At 47.9% G+C, this 18873-nt stretch carries 16 protein-coding genes; 7 read left to right on the top strand and 9 right to left on the bottom strand.

Annotated features, from left to right (window positions below; genetic code table 11):
- The first annotated feature begins 34 nt into the window (after positions 1 to 34).
- The 3 genes from VJ249_02525 (at position 35) to VJ249_02535 (ending at position 3878) form a co-directional block, all read left to right on the top strand.
- Positions 35 to 1870 carry an aldehyde ferredoxin oxidoreductase family protein gene (locus VJ249_02525; GenBank protein ID HKZ93443.1) on the top strand — a complete coding sequence of 612 codons (1836 nt, stop codon included), beginning with the start codon at positions 35 to 37 and terminating at the stop codon, positions 1868 to 1870.
- 101 nt (positions 1871 to 1971) lie between these two features.
- Positions 1972 to 2595 (top strand): VTT domain-containing protein, encoded by a 624-nt coding sequence (locus VJ249_02530; protein HKZ93444.1) that lies wholly within the window; start codon positions 1972 to 1974, stop codon positions 2593 to 2595.
- Positions 2592 to 3878: an endonuclease Q family protein gene (locus tag VJ249_02535; protein ID HKZ93445.1), complete on the top strand. Its 1287-nt coding sequence runs from the start codon at positions 2592 to 2594 to the stop codon at positions 3876 to 3878. Before VJ249_02530 ends, VJ249_02535 begins: the two co-directional genes overlap by 4 nt.
- A 20-nt stretch (positions 3879 to 3898) precedes the next feature.
- Here VJ249_02535 and VJ249_02540 read toward each other — a convergent pair whose 3' ends face one another.
- Positions 3899 to 6667, bottom strand: coding sequence for a PKD domain-containing protein (locus VJ249_02540; GenBank protein HKZ93446.1), 2769 nt, complete (start codon positions 6665 to 6667; stop codon positions 3899 to 3901).
- A 267-nt stretch (positions 6668 to 6934) separates the two neighbouring features.
- Between VJ249_02540 and VJ249_02545 the strand changes: the two genes are divergently transcribed.
- Both VJ249_02545 and VJ249_02550 read left to right on the top strand, forming a co-directional pair.
- Complete coding sequence (locus VJ249_02545; GenBank protein ID HKZ93447.1) at positions 6935 to 7222, top strand: hypothetical protein; 288 nt, start codon at positions 6935 to 6937, stop codon at positions 7220 to 7222.
- Between the two features lie 19 nt (positions 7223 to 7241).
- On the top strand, positions 7242 to 8237 hold the full coding sequence (locus VJ249_02550) for a 5,10-methylenetetrahydromethanopterin reductase (GenBank protein ID HKZ93448.1): 996 nt from the start codon (positions 7242 to 7244) through the stop codon (positions 8235 to 8237).
- Between the two features lie 11 nt (positions 8238 to 8248).
- Here VJ249_02550 and VJ249_02555 read toward each other — a convergent pair whose 3' ends face one another.
- Both VJ249_02555 and VJ249_02560 read right to left on the bottom strand, forming a co-directional pair.
- A complete protein-coding gene (locus VJ249_02555; protein ID HKZ93449.1) occupies positions 8249 to 9427 on the bottom strand; it encodes a hypothetical protein in 1179 nt (392 codons plus the stop codon).
- Between the two features lie 437 nt (positions 9428 to 9864).
- Positions 9865 to 12192 (bottom strand): NosD domain-containing protein, encoded by a 2328-nt coding sequence (locus VJ249_02560; protein ID HKZ93450.1) that lies wholly within the window; start codon positions 12190 to 12192, stop codon positions 9865 to 9867.
- 228 nt (positions 12193 to 12420) lie between these two features.
- Here VJ249_02560 and VJ249_02565 point away from each other — a divergent pair, with 228 nt between their 5' ends.
- Positions 12421 to 12609 carry a hypothetical protein gene (locus VJ249_02565; GenBank protein HKZ93451.1) on the top strand — a complete coding sequence of 63 codons (189 nt, stop codon included), beginning with the start codon at positions 12421 to 12423 and terminating at the stop codon, positions 12607 to 12609.
- 58 nt (positions 12610 to 12667) lie between these two features.
- The gene (locus VJ249_02570) at positions 12668 to 13939 is read left to right on the top strand and encodes a cytochrome c biogenesis protein CcdA (GenBank protein HKZ93452.1); all 1272 of its coding nucleotides are present in this window, start codon (positions 12668 to 12670) and stop codon (positions 13937 to 13939) included.
- Between the two features lie 56 nt (positions 13940 to 13995).
- On the opposite strand, the gene VJ249_02575 is transcribed toward VJ249_02570, so the two are convergent.
- The 6 genes from VJ249_02575 to VJ249_02600 are packed head-to-tail and all read right to left on the bottom strand — an operon-like array spanning position 13996 to position 18864.
- On the bottom strand, positions 13996 to 14406 hold the full coding sequence (locus tag VJ249_02575) for a hypothetical protein (protein HKZ93453.1): 411 nt from the start codon (positions 14404 to 14406) through the stop codon (positions 13996 to 13998).
- A gap of 4 nt (positions 14407 to 14410) precedes the next feature.
- Positions 14411 to 14839 carry a hypothetical protein gene (locus VJ249_02580; GenBank protein HKZ93454.1) on the bottom strand — a complete coding sequence of 143 codons (429 nt, stop codon included), beginning with the start codon at positions 14837 to 14839 and terminating at the stop codon, positions 14411 to 14413.
- A gap of 13 nt (positions 14840 to 14852) precedes the next feature.
- Entirely contained in the window at positions 14853 to 15374 is a 522-nt protein-coding gene (locus VJ249_02585) for a hypothetical protein (protein HKZ93455.1), read from the bottom strand.
- A gap of 30 nt (positions 15375 to 15404) precedes the next feature.
- Entirely contained in the window at positions 15405 to 16433 is a 1029-nt protein-coding gene (locus tag VJ249_02590; GenBank protein HKZ93456.1) for an ABC transporter ATP-binding protein, read from the bottom strand.
- A 5-nt stretch (positions 16434 to 16438) separates the two neighbouring features.
- A complete protein-coding gene (locus tag VJ249_02595; GenBank protein HKZ93457.1) occupies positions 16439 to 17356 on the bottom strand; it encodes an ABC transporter ATP-binding protein in 918 nt (305 codons plus the stop codon).
- Positions 17357 to 17403: 47 nt separating this feature from the next.
- Complete coding sequence (locus tag VJ249_02600) at positions 17404 to 18864, bottom strand: ABC transporter permease (protein ID HKZ93458.1); 1461 nt, start codon at positions 18862 to 18864, stop codon at positions 17404 to 17406.
- Positions 18865 to 18873: the final 9 nt, after the last annotated feature.

An 18873-nucleotide genomic window follows, 5' to 3' on the forward strand; every position in this document is an offset into this window, starting at 1 on the left:
AATATCTATAGCAAAACCCTTGAAGGTGAGGACGATGCATGGTTGGACAGGAAAAATCTTGCGTGTAAATCTCACAAAGAAGAAAGCAGTCTTCCAAGAGTTCGATGCGGATTTTGCCCAAACTTGGATAGGTGGAAGAGGCTTTGCCGCAAAAATCCTCTGGGACGAACTGAAACCCGGCACAGACGCGCTCTCTCCTGAGAACAGGCTGATTTTCGCAACTGGACCCTTAACTGGCGCGTCGTTGCCCAGTAGCGGCAAGCTGGTTGTAGCAGCGAAAAGCCCCTTAACAGGCGGCTATGGCGACGGCAATGTTGGCACATGGGTCTGCGTGAACATGCGCAAGGCGGGATACGAAGCCATGGTTTTCGAAGGCAAAGCTGAAAAACCCACAGTTCTACTCGTCGAAAACGACAAAATCGAATTTCTCGACGGCAAAGACTACTGGGGAAGAGGGGTCTTCGAAACCGAAAAAGACCTCAAGAAAAGATACGGCAACGTCACAGGCGTTGTTTCAATCGGTAAAGCGGGCGAGAACAAAGTCAAATTCGCCAACATGATTTCGCAGGAGGGTCGAGGAGGCGGAAGACCAGGCATCGGCGCCGTCATGGGTTCCAAAAACCTGAAAGCAGTTGCAGTGAAAGGAACTAAAGAGTTGCCTGCAGCCAACATGACCGAGTTGAAGAAACTCGGGTTAGACGGGTACAAGGAAATCTTGGCTAAACCCAATTACAAGTTCTGGAAGCGACAAGGCACGGTGTCAACGATTGAGTGGAGCCAAGAGAACAGTTGCCTGCCGACCTGCAACTTCAGAGAAGGAGTCTTTGACCAAGCAGAAGCGATCGGCGGCTTCGCAATGGAGAAATTGAAAATCTCAAACCGCGGATGCCCGCAATGCAATATGACCTGTGGCAATGTGATACCCGACATTGACAACGAGCCCGTGGAAGTGGACTACGAGAACGTCACATTGTTGGGATCAAACATCGGCTTAGGCAATTTGAAGCAAGTGGCTCACTTGAATCGCTTATGCGACGATTACGGATTGGACACGATTTCAATGGGCAACGCAATCGGCTTCGCCATGGAAGCCTCAGAGAAGAAGCTTATTCCAGAGAAGATTGAATGGGGAGATTTCGAAAAGGCGAAGGAGTTAGTTGAAAAAGTGGCTGACAACAAAGGCGAAATGGGCACACTATTGGCGCAAGGCGTGCGTCATGCTTCAGAAAAAATCGGCAAAGACTCGAAAAACTGGGCAATGCACGTGAAAGGCTTAGAGATCTCAGCATACAACTGTCACACAACACCCGCTATGGCATTAGCCTATGGAACCGCAGCCTCAGGCGCACACCACAAAGATGCATGGGTCATTTCGTGGGAAGTCAAATACGGACGCGAAAGCTACGACGAAACCAAAGTCGACAAGATCATAGAGTTGCAGCGCCTCAGAGCAGGCATGTTTGAGCTTTTGACCATCTGCCGATTGCCATGGGTTGAAGTTGGCTTCGAACTGGACTGGTACCCGCGCTACATTAAGGCGGCAACAGGCCTGACCCTGACGCTGGAAGACATGTACAAAGTCGCTGACAGAACATTCACGCTGATTAGAGCATTCTGGGTTCGCGAATTTGGCGAGCAGTGGAACAGCAACATGGACATGGTGCCAAACAGGTGGTTCTTTGACCCCTTAACTAAAGGTCCACTTAAAGGTGCAAAACTCGACAAATCGAAATACGAAGCCATGCTGCAAATGTACTGCAAAAAGCGAGGCTGGGACAGCAGAGGCATACCCACAAGATCCACGCTGACGAAACTTGGCTTATCGGACGTAGCTCAAGAACTAGGCTCACATGTGCCATTGACAGCCTAATCCTTACCCCTTTGACTTTCCGTGAATTAAGAATCTCAAGATAGCAACGTTTAAACACATCAAAGACCAATTCGCAGAGAAAACAGAGAAGAAGAGCACGCTTGCAACTCGAGGAATTTTTCAACGGTGTTTGGCAGCTCTTAATGCAGTATGGTTACCTTGGAATCTTTGCAATTAGCTTTATCGGAACCGCTTCAATAATCATTCCTGTGCCCTACACGCTCATTATTTTCTCACTTAGCACAACGGGTCAGTGGGACCCAGTTCTGCTCATAATTGCTGGCGGCACGGGCTCCGCAGTAGGCGAACTATCTGGGTACGCATTAGGATACTTTGGAAGAAGAATAGTGAGCGAAGAACGACAAAGAAAAATGACCTACTTAGTTAAACTGTTTGACCGCTACGGACCACTCGCCATCTTCGCCTTCGCTATGACGCCCTTGCCAGACGATGTGCTGTTCATACCGTTAGGAATTCTGCGGTACAAGCTCTACAAGGTGTTCATTCCGGCACTTATCGGAAAAATATTGATGATTTCCCTCTTGGTGTATTTCGGAGGAGTATGGGGCAACATCCTTCTTCAGGCTTTTGGAGACAGTGGAAGTCTGTATGGCATGGTAATCACAACTGTATTGTTGGTAATCGTTATAATCGCCCTATACCGTATTGACTGGGAGAACGTTCTCAAAAAATACGTCGGCGAAAAAGGCGAACCGAAAAATTGAGAGTAATCACAGATCTGCATGTTCACAGTAGATTCAGCCGAGCCACAAGCGAAAAGATGACCATTGGTGAAATCACGCGGTTCGCTCGCATTAAGGGCTTGCAGCTTGTCGGCACGGGTGACTTCACTCATCCCAAATGGCTAGAGGAACTTCGGCAGAACCTAGTTGAAGTCCCAGGCGCAAACCTCTACAAACCCGTAGGTCCACCAGAGTCTAACGTCAGCTTCATGGCTACAGGCGAAGTTGCCACCATTTTCACTTTTGAAGGCGAGATCAAAAAGATACATCATGTCATCTTGACTCCGAATTTCGAGACTGCGCTTCAAATCAACGATCGACTGAAGCGATATGGCAACTTGGGAAGCGATGGTAGACCAATACTCGACATGTCTGCACCACAGCTCGTGGACGAAATAATGAAAGTCAGCTCACAAAATGCTGTTATTCCCGCTCACGTTTGGACACCTTGGTTCAGTTTGTTCGGAGCCTTCAGCGGCTTCAACCGCATAGAAGACTGCTACCAAGATGCGACAAAACACATTTTCGCACTTGAAACAGGCTTATCCTCTGACCCACCCATGAACTGGCGGCTAAGCAGCCTAGACAAATATACGCTGGTTTCAAACAGCGACAGCCACAGCCACTGGCCATGGAGAATAGGAAGGGAAGCCAACGTATTCGAGCTGGAGAATGTAACCTACGGGGAAGTTGTAGACGCCGTGCGCACAAAAGACAACCGACGTTTCAAATTCACTATTGAAACTGACCCCGCCTATGGAAAATATCACTGGACAGGACACAGAAACTGCAAGGTCTCACTCTCACCTCAAGAAGCAATTAAGTTTGGAAACCGCTGCCCCATGTGCCGCAGAAGTCTGACCAAAGGCGTCGAGCAAAGAGTCGAAGAACTAGCCGACAGACCACCCAAGTTTAAGCCACCAAACGCAATAGGCTTCAAACATTTAATGCCCCTCTCAGAAATAATTGCAGCTGTGCTTGGTGCGAGTTATCCAAGCGTTCTGAAGGTCTGGGACGTTTACAACTTGCTAGTTGGGAAGTTCGGCGACGAATACACCGTGCTTATGGACGCGCCTATGGAAGAGTTGGCTGGGATCGTCGAACAACGAATCGCCGACGCTATAGTACGCGTGAGAGAAGAGAAAGTGCATGTGACGCCCGGCTACGATGGCGTGTACGGTCAACTTGTCCTGTCTGAACAACCGAATGAAACGGAACTGAAGAAAGAATCGATCAAACAGCGAAGCTTAGCGGACTTCGTATAGTGCAAAAAAAGGAAGGGAGTTTAGAGGTAGCGCTTCTTTTCTTTTCGCCAAAGCAACAGCATGCCGCCGATGAGCCCTATAGAAGCTATTGACAAAGCAGCCATCTTCGGAGTCTCACGTTCCCATGTGGATTTGACAACGAAGGTCCTAATGTTTGTTCCAGAAGCCAACATCGTCTCTGTTGCTTGACTGGCTCCAACAATCAGAGTGTAAGTTCCTGTCATTGAACCTTTTCCCTCGATGACGCACTTGACGCTGTAAAGACCCACTGCAACTCTGTTAGGCGTCAGCTCTTGAGTTGTTCCATCTGGTTTCTGAAGTTGAACATTAAGAGACGTGACATCGATTGCAGTTCCTTTGAACACTGTTTGTATGTGGAATTCAGCTGTCTCGCCTTTGAAGTAGATGGCGCCGACGTCCAAATTGACATCTATGGGTGAGGTTTCAATTACTGTAAATGCTGCTTCAACTGTATAGTAACGTGTTGGGTAAGTGTAGGACATCAGGAGCGCTTTGATGACGTGAAGGCCGGGTGAAGCAGGCGGCACATTGATCGTGGCTTGTAGGTTTCCGCGCTCATCAACTATTGCAAACGAGTAAAACTGATCGTCGAACAACAGCAGTTGTGTGATTCCATAGCTATAGTATGGAAAACCAGTGCCCATAACCCTAACTGTCGTAGCGGCGGGGCCTGAAGTTGGGTCTATGCTGAGATAGGGAATGACTTCGAAGGCTCTTTCGGCGACAGCTCTAGTTGTCACATCTTGAACTCGCGTATACTGCACACCCTCGATCGAGGGTGGAACGTTGAAAGAGAACCCAAAGTCCCCGTTTGGGTTTGCCGTAGCTGTACCTATTAAGGTGTAGTTGTAGAACCAGCCGCCGTAAGGGGTAAAGGCACGTGAGCCCCAGTAGATATTCACGTAGCCATTTGGGGTGGCACGGGAACCCGTAATGGAGACCAAAGTGCCCACGATTCCCTTTTCTGGCATGATTGAAACCTCTATCCTTGGCAAGACAACTAGTAGAGCTTGAACTGTAACTGTAAATCCATCGTTGTCGATGGCTGTTAAAGTCACTGTGTAAGTTCCAGCGGTAGCATAGATGTGGGACGCGCTGGGGCCAGAGCCAAATGCTCCGTCGCCGAAGTTCCATGAGTAACTGACGATCCAACCGTCTGGGTCATAAGCATTAGCAATGAAAACTACTGTCTCATTTTCCACTGGGTTCTGTGGCATCCATTCAGGAGATAGCGTTGGCTGAGCGTACACTCGTACCATTTTCCGTATACTGCTCGTCTTTTCCTCGTTGTCAACAACTGTCAGGGTGACCCAGTAGTAACCCATCGCGCCAAAGGCGTGGGCGACTTCAGGAGTCGACCTGACCGCTGTGGTTCCATCATTGAAGTCCCAGATGTATCTCTCTATCATGCCGTCAAGATCGTAACTGAGTGAGGCATCAAATGCTATCGTTTCATTCAAGAGCGGTTTTGACGGGGCGTACGCGTAGTTTGCTATTGGCACACCAGACGGTGCTTCTGAAATAACGTAGCCGTCAGTTGCTGTATGTTCAATTGGATTCGGAATAGAATCTCTCAGCTTGGTATCAAAGAGATCCAAAACACTGTTGCCAACATCGCTCACAAAGAATCGAACCGTGGCTAACGTTCCGCTTCCGCTCACCCCTTGAACGCCTGCGCCGAGCCTAGTGCATCCGACTACAACGTAGTCACTTCCAATCTGATCTTCGTAGGTCGCGCTTATGAAATATGTTGCTTGCTGCTCGATTCCTTTGAGGAAGTCGCCTTCCTCGACGCTGACAAAGTCAAGCAGACGGGCCTCCCAACCAAGTTTTATTTCCCACGCGAAGACGTTTGTGGCATTTGCTATTCGTATGTCGACCGTGAAGAACTCATGGGGAATCGTGGTTACTGAAGAGGGAGCAATATAGATTGATGTCAGGGGGCTAGGCGGCGGCTCAGTTGTGACAGTTATGAGAGCTGTTGCATTATCGGTGAATCCATCATTGTCGGTGACAGTCAAGGTCACAAGGTAAGTGTCTGCAATTGCATAAGCATGAGTCGTGATTGGATCAGCTTCAGCTGAATAAGTGGTATCGCCAAAATTCCAGATGTAAGTAGCGATTGTTCCATCTGCATCGTAGCTCAATGAGGCGTCGAAGACTACCGTGACACCCACACTTGGAGCGAGAGGTGAGTAAGTGAAAACAGCTTGAGGTGCGCTGCCGATGAAGTATCCATCGGCTACATCGTGGGGTATCCCTGCGCTGGTTGAGTCTAGGAGTATGGTGTCGTGGAGGTCGAGTGGGCTTTCGCCACCTCCAACCACTTCAAAGATCACTGTTGCTAACCAGCCGTCTCCGTAGACACCCCCCACTTGGCCAAGGATAGTGGCGGCGGCTCGAACCAAGCCAGCGGCATTGTTAGTGTTCCAGGTGAAGTAGGTTGTGCCACCTATCATCAGGAAGTCGCCCTCAATGACGTCGGTGACACTCAACACTCCGTCGATAAGGCCGCTGAACGACATTTGGAACTGCCACGATTTCAAGTCCATGACTGCCTCTATCATAATGTTAACTGCAAAGACATCGCCAGGCACCAGACCTTCCGTCAATTGTGGATCAACATAAACTCTTGTCAAAGCTTGAGCTGAAGCCGGAGGAACAAAAGAGCCAGGAATCATCGTGCTTGCGTGCATTGTTGCTGGGAAGATGGTTACAATCAGGATCACAAGCCACAGAAACTTGCGACAAATTATCTTGTTTAGCATTCTTTTGTACATTCCTTTTTCTCTCTCCAATTAAATCTGTTGATGCGTTCTCATGAGAGCAGCGCATCGCTTAATCATTGATCAAGTTGATATTTATGGCTTGTGAAAATGTGTTCTATAAGGGCATTCTTGGCAGTTTCCGAAAACTGGCGTCAACTAGCCTCTGTGCAAACAGTTTTAAGTTGCCAGATCGCTCTAGCTCTTCTCACATGTTGAAGAATGCGCGAACGCTCACTTTCAAAACGTGAAACAGATGGGGGAGAGAGGATGGATTACAATTACCTCGTTGGAATTGTGGACAAATCAAAATGGCAACCTCTTTCAGACAAGCTCGTTGATCTGATCCTCACAACAAAGAACGATGAAAAGATACCAAGCAATCTGGCCAATAACGTTCTTCATCTCTGGAAACAAGACCGTCTAGTCAGCGAGTCGGGCTTAGCCGCATTGCTAGAGGCAGCACTTAAACTGGAGCCCGAAAAAACCTTGCTTGCCATATCTGATCTTCAACTCGCGGAACTCGGATTCAAAATCAAAGAGGCCTTGCAACCCTAAGTGGGAGATGTAGCAAAAAATGGTCAAATTTGGAATCGAGTTTGTCCCTCGAGAACCCTATTGGAAGATCATGTACTATGCTATCCAAGCTGAACGCGGCGACTTCAGCAACCTGTGGATAACGGATCACTTTAACAACCGAAACGTATACGCCACACTGGCAACAGCCGCGATCTATACGAATAAGATAACGTTTGGTCCGGGCGTAACTAACCCGTACATGGTGAATCCCGTTTTAACTGCACAGGCCATCGCCACACTGGACGAGATGGCGCCGGGCAGAGTGGTGCTTGGAATTGGCGCGGGAGACAAGACGACCCTTGACACAGTGGGCGTTGAAATGCGGAAGCCACTAACAGCCATTCAAGAATCAATCGCCATCATAAGACAAATGATCAAAGGCGAAACAGTAGCCTATCAAGGCGAAGTTTTCAAGACTGCAGGTGCCAAATTCCTTTTCAAACCTCGCGGCAAGATTTCCGTATATGTGGGTGCTCAGGGTCCAAAAATGCTGGCGCTTGCTGGAAAAATCGGTGACGGCGTACTCATCAACGCCTGCCACCCAAGAGACGTGGAATACGCTGTGAACTGCGTAAAGGAAGGCGTCAGCGAAGCAGGTAAACAGCTAGGTGAAGTGGATGTTGCTGCCTACACATCCTTTAGTGTGCACGAAGACATAAAGAAAGCCAACAAAGCAGCAATACCAGTAGTATCCTTCATCGTGGCTGGGAGCCCGCCCCAGTTGCTGGAGCGCCACGGCATAGACGTGAAAAAAGCAGAAGAAATCAAAGAAGCGCTTAAAGCGAATGATTGGGGGCGAGCCTTTGGAGGAGTAACGCCTGAAATGATAGGTGCATTTTCGGTGTGCGGCACTCCAGACATGTGTGCAGAGCGCATAGCCGAACTCTTAAAGTCAGGTATATCTCAATTCGTGGTAGGTTCGCCGATAGGCGTCAATGTCAGAGAAGCCATAAAACTCATCAGCGAGAAAATAATTCCGCACTTCAAAACGTGACTATGAACGCGCTATTTGAAGCAGTATTTGATTTCTCGAAACTCTTTAACAAACCTCGCCACTTCCTTCCTGACTCTTGCGGGCTCTTCGCGGTCTTTAACCACTCGCTTGATGAACTCAGCAACTCTATGCATTTCTTTCTGTTTCATGCCTCTCCGTGTGATCTCGCCTAGGCCAAGTCTTACACCGCAATCAGCGATTATGTTAGCTCTTTCCAGTTTTCCAGCGATTCTTCGACCATTTCCGAAGCCTCCGTAGTTCAGAAAGATCTGATGAGACTTGGTGAATCCCAGACCTGCTCCAGCGACTGGAAAGTCGTACTCTGCAAGAGTCTTAGCCAATGCCCTTGCGTTACTGACAACTTGCGAGGCGTATTCCTCTCCAAACCTCTTCATCTCTGCCAGAGACAGAGTCAGTGCGGCAATGCGATTCCAGTGGGCATTGTCGACCAAACCGGGGAAGATGTGACGCTTCAAGATCTCGCCGTGCTCTTTGTCCGCCAGAATTATCCCTCCTTGAGGTCCAAAGAAGCTCTTATGGGTCGATCCGAACAACATTGTGGCGCCTTCGCGAAGTGGGTCTTGAAACTTCTTGCCGGCAATCAAGCCTAGCACATGGGAGCCGTCATAGGCAACCTCAGCGTTTACTTCGCGCGCCACTTTTGCCAACGCCCTGATTGGATGGGGAAATAGGAAGAGGCTAGCTCCAAAAACAACCAAGCGCGGTCTCTTCTTCGTAATAAGCTCAATGGCCTCGTCTACTGCTATGTTCATCTGGTCTTTCAAAAAGGGAAACCCGGCTACCTTGATTTGTAGAAAGCGTGGAATCCCCTGTTTCCAGATTCCTGGATATCCCCCATCCTTTGCTGAAACGCACATCACTGTGTCGTTCGGTTTTGTGAACAAGGAAAGCACTATCAGGTCAGCGATGTGCCCTGATAGTGGGCGCAGGTCAGCGGTTTCAGCGCCGAAGACCTGTTTTGCCAGTTCTTCGCCGTGTGATTCGATTTCGTCAATGAAGCGTGTACCTTTGTAGAACTTGTCTTTTGAGGTGTACCTGTGTCCAAGGTCTGATGACAAAAGCGAACGAACCATGGGGCTTGTGACGTTTTCGGAAGGAATGAGGTTGAGGGTTTCTTCTTCACGCCATTCCTCATGTCGCCTAGTGAGAGAGATCACTTCATCAATCATATGGCTACCCACGCAGTTTGGGAAGCATGTTCCGCTCTATTTATGTTTTATTTAAAACTGGAACCGATCGAAAGGGACAGAAAGATGGAAACGGTGTGGAGGCTACTTTGAACGCTGTCTTCTTACGGCGTCTACAGTTGCGGCGCCCAGAGTCAACAGTGCAAACAGTGACCAAATGGCTATGGTTCTGACGATCTCATTGTTCAATCCTAAGAAGAGGCTGAAAACATACCAAAGCGCGACCACTGCTGATGGAATTGCTGCAACGAGCCAAAGCTCCCACCAAGTGTAGATCTCAAGTAGGTCTCTGAGCCACCCGAGGATGAAAAGCCCTCCCTTTCAGTGAAGTTACAAAAGTGAAATGAGTATTTTTAGCTTTCTGTTAGTCTAAACCATAATTGCATATAGTGCCAACGCGGGACATCAGAAAATCGTTCTCATGCTTTTCTGCGAATTCTGAAGAAATAGACTAAGATGGCTATTACTGCGATGATTATTGCCGAGATTGTTATGATGACCCATGTTGGTGGAAATGGTGTTGGTGGCGGTTCTTCCGTGGCTTCTATGGTGAAAACCCTTTTTTCGGATGCTCCTGCGTTTCCAACGGCATCCAGAGCATAGACTGTAATGCTGTGAAAGCCTATGGGTAAATTGGTCAGCGTGATATTGCCTGTGACGGTTACGTTTGGTCGGTTGTCGAGGCTGTATGCCATCCATGTCGCTGGTTCGTTTACTGTGAAGGTCAATGGTATGTCAATTGTGTCTTGGGTTGTAGTGTAGGTTTTGTTTTCCGGGGAAACAATCGTGATTATTGGAGGCGACGTGTCGTTGGATGTAACTAAGATGGTGAAGTAAGTTCTTTCTGAGTAGCCCATGTTTCCCAGCGTGTCGTTTGCGTAGATTGCAACTGCGTGGGTTCCGTTCGACAGGTTGGTTATTGTGGTGTTGCCGCTTATTGACAGGTTCGCAGTGCTGTCTAAGCTGTAGCCAATCCACGCCGTAGTTTCACTAATGGTGAATGTTAACGGAACGCCTCTTGCGTTGTAAGTTGCGTTCTGAGGTGACAGTATCTGAATGAAGGGTGGTGTGGCGTCGACTGAAAAATTGATTGTTGTGGAGTTGCCGAAGTTTCCTGCCGTGTCATTTGCGTAGACTGCTATTGTGTGTGGTCCATCCGTTAAACTAGTAAGAGTTGTGTTACCGCTTATGGTTGCGTTGCCTTGGCCGTTTAGGCTGTAGCCTATCCACGAGGCTGGTTCGTTTACTGTGAAGGTTAGTGGAACGTCTCTTGTGTTGTAAGCCTTAGGTTGGGGTGAGAGTATCGAGATGCTTGGCGATGTAATATCTGGCGGTATGCCTTGAATTGATATCTCGTGCGTTGAGTGCGGATATGCGAAGTAGATCCATCTGTGAGTTGCATTGTCGTACAATGTACCATTCAGAACAAGCGGAACAGTCTGTCCGTTGTCGATTAGGATCGTGTAAGGTGGGCCTATCAGAGCCTTTTGAATGGTCACGCGTATGAAGCCAGATAACTGAGTTTGAGACGAATTAGTAACGCGCATTTTGATCGTCCCATTATCGTTAAAGTAGGCGAAGTCCTCGATTGTTGAGTTTGAAATTGTATTAACGCGGCGGTCTGGAAATGGCTGAAAACTTGAAAACCGCCCGACCAAAGGATAGGTGTCATTGTTGTTTGCATCTACTGCATGCGAGGTGTCTCCTATTCCATCGCTCCCAGTCACATTTCGGCCTGCACCGCTGTAAAAATCGACTCCAACGTAGTTGTCCCAGAAGTTGCCGCCAACAGGATAGTCATCATCGAAAAGATTGGAGTAAATGGAAAAGCTAGGGGGATTTACATGGATGCTGTTGTCGATGAAATTGTTTTGGGCGATTCTGTTGTTGGATGAGTTGACGATCTGAAGTCCATACGGGTTGTTGATTAGTGTGTTTCCTGAGATGGTGTTGTTGTTTGATGTAGGCAAAAAGTAGATACCGCCAAACGTGTTATTTGCTATGGTATTTCCGATGATCGTGTTGTTGAACGATGAAGAAAGATAAATGCTCCACTGGCTGCCTGTCATCATGTTCTCGGAGATCGTGTTAAGAGATGTGAGTCGGAACCAGACGCCGAACGAGTTTCGTCTCAGTGTGTTATTATGAAAGGTATTGTAATTTGATGCTCCGTCAAACGTTGCGCCGAAGTATGTGTCTGTTATGTTGTTTTCAAAAATTCTGTTAAAGGTCGAGGAGGACAGGCACTCGATGCCGTTGGTTTGAACTATCGCAGTGGCGTTTCCGGCAATTGTATTCTTGGCGATGATGTTGTAAGAGGAGTCGGTCAGCTGCACGCCATGCATGCCATAGAGAGCGCGCGATTGTATGTAGTTTCCTGTGATGTTGTTGTTATTTGAGATGTCAAGGGAAATTCCAAACTCGAAATTAATGATTCTGGTTTTCCTGATTGTTACATTGTTTACTTGGTCTATAGTGAAGCCGACTCCTATGCCGACTCCATTCAGCGCGTAGCCGTTGCCGTCGATTATGATATTGCTCCTCTGGATTATAATTTCGTCAGAAATGTTAGCGGTCAAGGCGTACAAGTCGCCGACTCGTTGAATGGCGGAGGTTGGGGGTTCAACCAAGCCGTTGGATCTGATAAAAATAGCTGGGCTCGCTCTCGCTACGTTGATTCTAGCTGTGGTGAATAGAATAGAACAGGCAAGCGTGAGAATAATTAGTCCTGATGATGTTTTGTTCATCGTTGAAGACCGATTAAACGTTCTCTTTCTGATTCTTATGAGTTGTGGAAGAGTATTCCAGAAGCGTGCAACTTAGAACTAGGCTAATCGCTTCGCATCATTTATGCATTCCAGCATTCAGATCACGGTGAACTATGGAATCATTAATCACAGCATGTCATGCTCAGCCACATCAAAGTATATTAACCTCTTTAAAGTTACATAGAAATCCCGGGAGAGAGAAGCAGCATGGCTGCATGGCGGTACATAACGATACAGCCTAATCTGTACAGCCGTTTTGAAGGCGAAATCAAGTGTTCACGATGCGGCCACAATATGGCTTTAGGCGAAAAGGCGTGGGCGCACATGTGCCCGAGAAAACAGGAGTCGTACACGGAGTATTTCTGTTTGCTTTGCTTCAAGAAACTGTGGATATAAGAGTATCAAGTGATCACCTGTTACATCTCCTGAGCGCAGGTCCATTTGGAGGAGAATTATGAAACTAAAGATATTCACTGTGCTTCTCGTTGTGGTCACTTTCTTCGTTCTCATCGGGCACACGCGCTCTGCGGACCCAGTGAGAATTGAATACTTTTACGTTGGTGTTTCCGACAGTTGTCCAACATGCCCTAGAGATCTTGATGAGAAACGTGTCACAGAAGAAGTCGTCAGACCTCTTCAAACAGAATACAGCGATCAGATAACTGTAGAAGAAATAAACATCGTGACATCTCAGGGCTTGGAGAGATGGAACGTTTACAAGTCCGCCTATGGTCTAACGTTGCCTCGTCCCACTGTAGTAGTTAGCCCAACCGCCGCGGTCAACAGCACATTGGTAAAACAGGATTTCCCCCAAGACCCAATAACAAAAGACTGGCTTGCAGCCACAATCGACCAGTATCTCGGAAAAGTCGACACTAATCCCTTCAAACCAGTTGTAGGTTCGTTTCAACGCTTGCTTTCTTCACCTGGGTTTGTTGCTTTTTCCATGGGCTTTATCAACGGCTTTTCACCGTGTTTGATGGCGATGTTAGCCTTCATTCTCACATACAGCGCAGGCACCAGTAAAGGCCTTAAGAGCGGCATCAGCAGAACTATGATTTTTGGGCTGGGTCTAGTGACAGCAATCATGATTGTGGGCATTTCGATTCTTCTTTTGCAAGTCCCATTGCATCCAGTGCTAATCTACTTGCATTCGCTCACTTGGATCTCCGCAATCATCATGGTGATCATTGGCTTGAACCTAATGGGTCTGCTCAACCTGCCTATTAGCACCAAGCCCTTTATACAACGGTTAACTGGCAAATTCGGTCATAGTCAAACGGGGCTCTTCTTTTTCGGTATAATATTCTTTTTTGTTAAGGCGCCGTGCGCTTTCCCCTTGTTTATTTTGCTCTTAGCCAATATCATGGTGGAAGCCAGCCTGGCAAGCGTAGGCTATTTTCTGGCATTTAGCCTCGGTCTACTGATCCCCTTCATTGCCGTTGGCATTATCGGTGGCGGGACACCAGAACTGGCCAAAGCGATTCGCGAGAAGCATCGGCTTAAGATTCGCGCTCTCAGCGGATTTATCCTCATAGTTTACGCTGTACTTCTGGTTTTATCTGTCGCAGGTTACCCTGTATTTGGCGATTCAACAAGCTCATTAATCATAAGCTGGTTTCCCGCTACGTTGTTGCTGGTTGCAGCAATCATCCTAGGTTATCTGGTGTTAGTCAGACTAGCTAGAAGGAGAAAACAGTCTTTGCCACCTGCAACTGTAGCTTGAGGTTTTGATGCGCAAGCGCAGAGCGAGTTGATATGTCCCTTGGAGACCTCGCAATTCTAGTCATGCTCAATCTCTGAAAACGCGTCGCCAACAAAACAGCCAGCGAAGACCCCTATCATGAGAAACGGCACGCTAACTACAAAGAGCTTCGAAATAGCTGACAGTGCCACGCTGACTGAAGCATCAATTCCTCCTGCACTTTCTGCAAGTATTGCAGGCATTGCAATTAGGATGGTTGCAAGGCCAATTCCCATGATGATAGACCCGATTGTGTAGAACAAGGTTCTTTTGATATCAACGATGAGCGATCCAAACAGTAGGCTGACAACGAGCATCACTAGAAGGTGGACGTACAGTTCGGAGTCTGGATCTGGCCAATTCCAGATAAACGCTATTACCCAAGCCCCGGCGTAGTTGACGCCTAATGCTAGCATAGCGCCGAGCTCAAGCAATGTTCTCCTGGTCATTTCGTCACAGCATCCTCGTGCAGTATATGTAAAACACTATCTCAGAAATGCCCATTCCCGCCGCCACACCGGCCAAGATTATGAACCAACTGTAGATGTCAAGGCTTCCCGCAGAAAGGAAAAGCAGGAATGGAAGCAAGATAATTGCGGCAAACGCGGCTACCAAGAGATAGAACTTTCTTCGACTCAGCGACTCTGCAGGGCTTGCTTGTTGATGTGGCCTTTGGACGTTGATAACTGGCCGTATCTTCAGGACAAACAATGCGACTGTTACGAGAGATGTTAACCCGAGAAAGATCAAAAAGAGGGTGGGTTCAGCCAAGAGCACTGCCGCCATGAAAAAAGCCAAAAACGTCGTGGCAATGTTCACGTATAACCTGCTTGTTTTGAACGGATACTTCTTCTCTTTGCTGATTCGTTCATCTTGATCCATCAATGGGTCCTCATTAGAACGTGTTGGCACTTCCAAAAGTGGAGAGTTTGAATCTGCCCACGAGGGGGCCTTCGCAGAAGACGTCTATGAATGTAACCCAGTTTTTGTTTATTGTCGGGTCTAAGAGCCATTCTGCCTGTTCTGGTTCAACAAACAGGTTAAGAATATTTATGTTAAGTCGTAACGTGTAGTTTGTGTTTGGATTTGAGAGGACTCGTAGCGGATTGGTTTGCGAGAAAGTGGCTCTAGTGGTTCCTGCATATGTCTCGTTTACATACACTTGTTGTTCAATAAATAAGACAGTGAACACAAACGAGGAAGTATTGTTGACAGTGATCTCTGTGCTCACTACTATGTGCGTCTCATCTACAAGTTCAACATCGAAGTCGAGAATGGACGTGGACAACGAACGAATTGCGAGTGAAACTTGGACATAGTGCGTTGACGAATAGGCAATCACAACCGCTGACAGTGCTGTAGCGATAATAAAAGCTACTGCAATTGCTTTCTGAGACCTGCTCGCCATCTCAATCATCTAACAATCAAAAAATGAAGAGGTTGGAGGCTACTTGCCGGTGCCATAGGTGTATTTGTGGCATGCCACGATTCTTTTTTCTTCAGTGGGAAGCAGCTTTGGTTCTTCTTTCTTGCAGCGGTCCCACGCGTAGGGGCATCTTGTGTGGAATCGGCATCCCGGGGGAGGATTAACAGCGCTTGGGACTTCGCCCTTAATCACAACCTCAGTTCGACGAGCTGTCGGATCTGGAACTGGCACGGCTGCAATTAGGGCTTCTGTGTATGGGTGTTGGGGTTTTTGAATGACGTTTTCCGCAGGTCCTTGCTCCACAATCTGTCCTAAGTACATGACTGCTATGCGGTTACACATGTATCTGGCCAAAGCGATGTCGTGTGTGATGTACAGAAAAGAGCAGTGGAACTTCTTCACAATGCCTAGCAGTAGTCGAGCAACTTCACTGCGTATTGATGCGTCAAGCATTGAAAGCGGTTCGTCAGCGACCATGAACTCTGGCTTCAGGACGAATGCTCTCGCAATTGCAATTCTTTGCCTCTGTCCGCCACTCAACTCGTGGGGAAATCGATAGATATATTCCTCGGGGGGAACTAGGTCCAGATCTTCGAGCACATTGACGACCCTCTCGTGGACTTCACTCTCGCTTTTTGCCACTCTCTGGATTCGCACTGGTTCAGAAACTATGTCAAAGATGCTCATTCGCGGATTTAGCGACTCGTAGGGATCTTGGAATATTATCTGCATTTTGCGCCGCATCTTCCTCATTTCATCCGGCGTCATCGCAGTAACGTCTGTTCCCTTGAAGATAATCTTGCCATCGGTGGGTTCGATCAGCCTGAGCAACAGTCTGCCTGTAGTCGTCTTGCCGCAGCCACTCTCGCCTACCAAGCCAAAGACTTCCTCTTTTCCTAGGGAGAGGTTTACGTTCTCAACCGCATGAACATATGGAACAGATTTGGACATCAACGTCTTCATGAAACCCATCTTCAACTGAAAGTACTTCTTCAAGTTGTGTGCTTCTAGAATTGTGTCTTCATTGTGTGTTTCGATTTTTTCTTTCATGTTTTTCACTTTCCTACAAGGTGGCATGCTACGAGATGCTGTGAGCCGTCGACTTCGGTTACCTCTGGTTCTTTGCGTTTGCATATATCCATCGCGTAGGGGCATCTTGGGTGGAATCTGCATCCTGGTGGCGGGTTAAGCAAGTCTGGTGGAAAGCCAGGAATTGACTGCAGTTCTCTTTTAACGCCTAGAATGCTGGGAAAGGCACCAATCAGTTTCTGCGTGTACGGATGCAAGGGTTCTTTGTAGAGGGGCGCACTTTCACCGTACTCAGCGATTTTTCCTGCATACATAATTGCAACTTTGTTACAAGTGTCCGCGATCATCGACAAGTCATGTGAAATCAATATGAGTGAAAGGTCTAGCTTCTTTTGAAGCTCCTTCATGACTTTTAGCACCTGAGCCTCAATGATCACGTCAAGGGCTGTCGTTGGTTCGTCCGCGATAACAAGTGTCGGGTTACAGGCCAAAGCCATCGATATCATTGAGCGCTGCTTCATGCCTCCGCTCAGCTCGTGTGGATAGCGAGCGAATTTGGAGGCGCCTATTCCTACAAGGTCTAGTAAGCGCTCAGTTCTCTTTCTCGCTTCGTCTTTGCTTACATCTTCGTGGGCAAGTATTGGTTCAGCAATCTGACTCCCGATGCTCTTGTTGGGGTGAAGCGCGTTCATGGCTCCTTGGAAAACAACTGAGATTTTCTTCCACCGAATTTCTTTGTTGAATTTGTCTGGAGGCATTTTCAGGATTTCTTCGCCGCCAAATCGTATGTTGCCGCCGTAGATTTTTCCGTTCCATGGCAGAAGCTTCAAAATCGAGAGTGCAGCGCTGGTTTTGCCGCAGCCTGACTCTCCGGCTAATCCAATTGCGTCTCCTTTCTGGACTTCGAAGCTGACATCGTCTACTGCTTTAACTTCTCCTCTCATTGTGTGGAAATACATTCTCAGGTTGTTGACTTCTAAGAGTGCCAGTTCTAACGTCTCCTTCTAAGTCGCGGGTTCACGATTTCGTCAATTGCGAATCCCATGAACACGAATGTCAAGCTCAACATAGTAATGGCAATTCCCGGCGGCACAAACCACCACCAGGCGCCGTTTTCGAATGCGCCGTGTCCGAATGCGTAGTTCAGCATTTTTCCCCATGTGGGGACTCGCGGATCGCCGAATCCAAGGAAGCTCAGCGCGGCTTCTGCGAGTACCGCTCCTGGAACGCTTAGCACTAGTGAAGCTAGGGCTACTGGAAAGATGTTGGGGACAAGATGTCGAGCCATAATATAGGGTTTGCTTGCTCCCGAAGCGAAAGCGGATTCTACAAAAGTTGTCTCTCGGAGGTAAAGAACTTGTGACCTAATTACTCTAGCCAAGCCGAGCCAGCCGAAGATTGCTATGAAGAGAACGATGTAGAAGATGTTTTTCCCAAACAGTCTAACTAGGGTTAGAAGTAATGGGAGTCCTGGAAGGCAGAGCAATACGTCCACGATTCGCATGGTAACTTCGTCAACTGCTCCCCCCAAATATCCTGCCACTGTGCCAACAATGACGCCGATGGATGTCGAAATGGCTGCCGCCATTAGCCCAATAACCAGTGATATTCGCGATCCGTAGACGAGCTGTGAAAAAACGTCTGTGCCAAGATAGTCTGCACCTAATATGCCATGAATGAGCCCTGGGATGAAGAACTTGAATCTTGTGAGACTTACATCAGCCTTCATTGATTCAGAGTCTTCGGCAGGTCTCATGGCTACGCGGAAGGTAAGGCGGTAGAGACTTTTCGTTGGGTTTGAGAAGATTATGTGCGCGAGGTTTGTAGCTCCAACTTCTATGTACCCTATTTTCTTGAGTAACCAATAGTCATTTGAGTCGCCTTCCACGCCTAGATTGATGTTCTGATCCGTATACGGTTCGAACCAGATTCGGGTGGAGGAGCCATTAAGTTCGTTCGTCAATATGAGTTCGGCTGACCACCACACATTTGAAAGATTCTGAACGCTCCAAGCGAATGAGGAAACGAATCTCATTGGAGGCACATCGTGCGGGTACTCGAAGGTTGTGGAGGCAGTGACTTCTATTGCTCTCGCATTTCTTGCGGGTATGCTAATCTGTGTCTCCACGTTTTTTCCGCCAGCTGTGTGAATTTCGGGTGGGCTCTCGCCTCCTGTGATGTTCCAGGAGGGGGTGATTTCCATGGTGTAGGGGTGATCTTGGTATTGTGGAAGGGCTTGCATGAAGCTTGGCATCGCATAGCTTTCAGCGACACGGGTTGATGATAGCGGATCGTATGGTGTCAGCCATGGAGAAAAGACTGCCATTATAATGTATCCGGCGAGAAGCAGCAGCCCTACGAAACCGATTCTGTTGTGGCTGAATTCATCCCAGAATCCCCTTATTCGACGCGAATATATCTTTCGTGTATCTTCTGAAATCAAAGGTGACACTGATCATCT

This window comes from Candidatus Bathyarchaeia archaeon (assembly GCA_035283685.1).
Lineage (GTDB): Archaea > Thermoproteota > Bathyarchaeia > Bathyarchaeales > Bathyarchaeaceae > DATETJ01.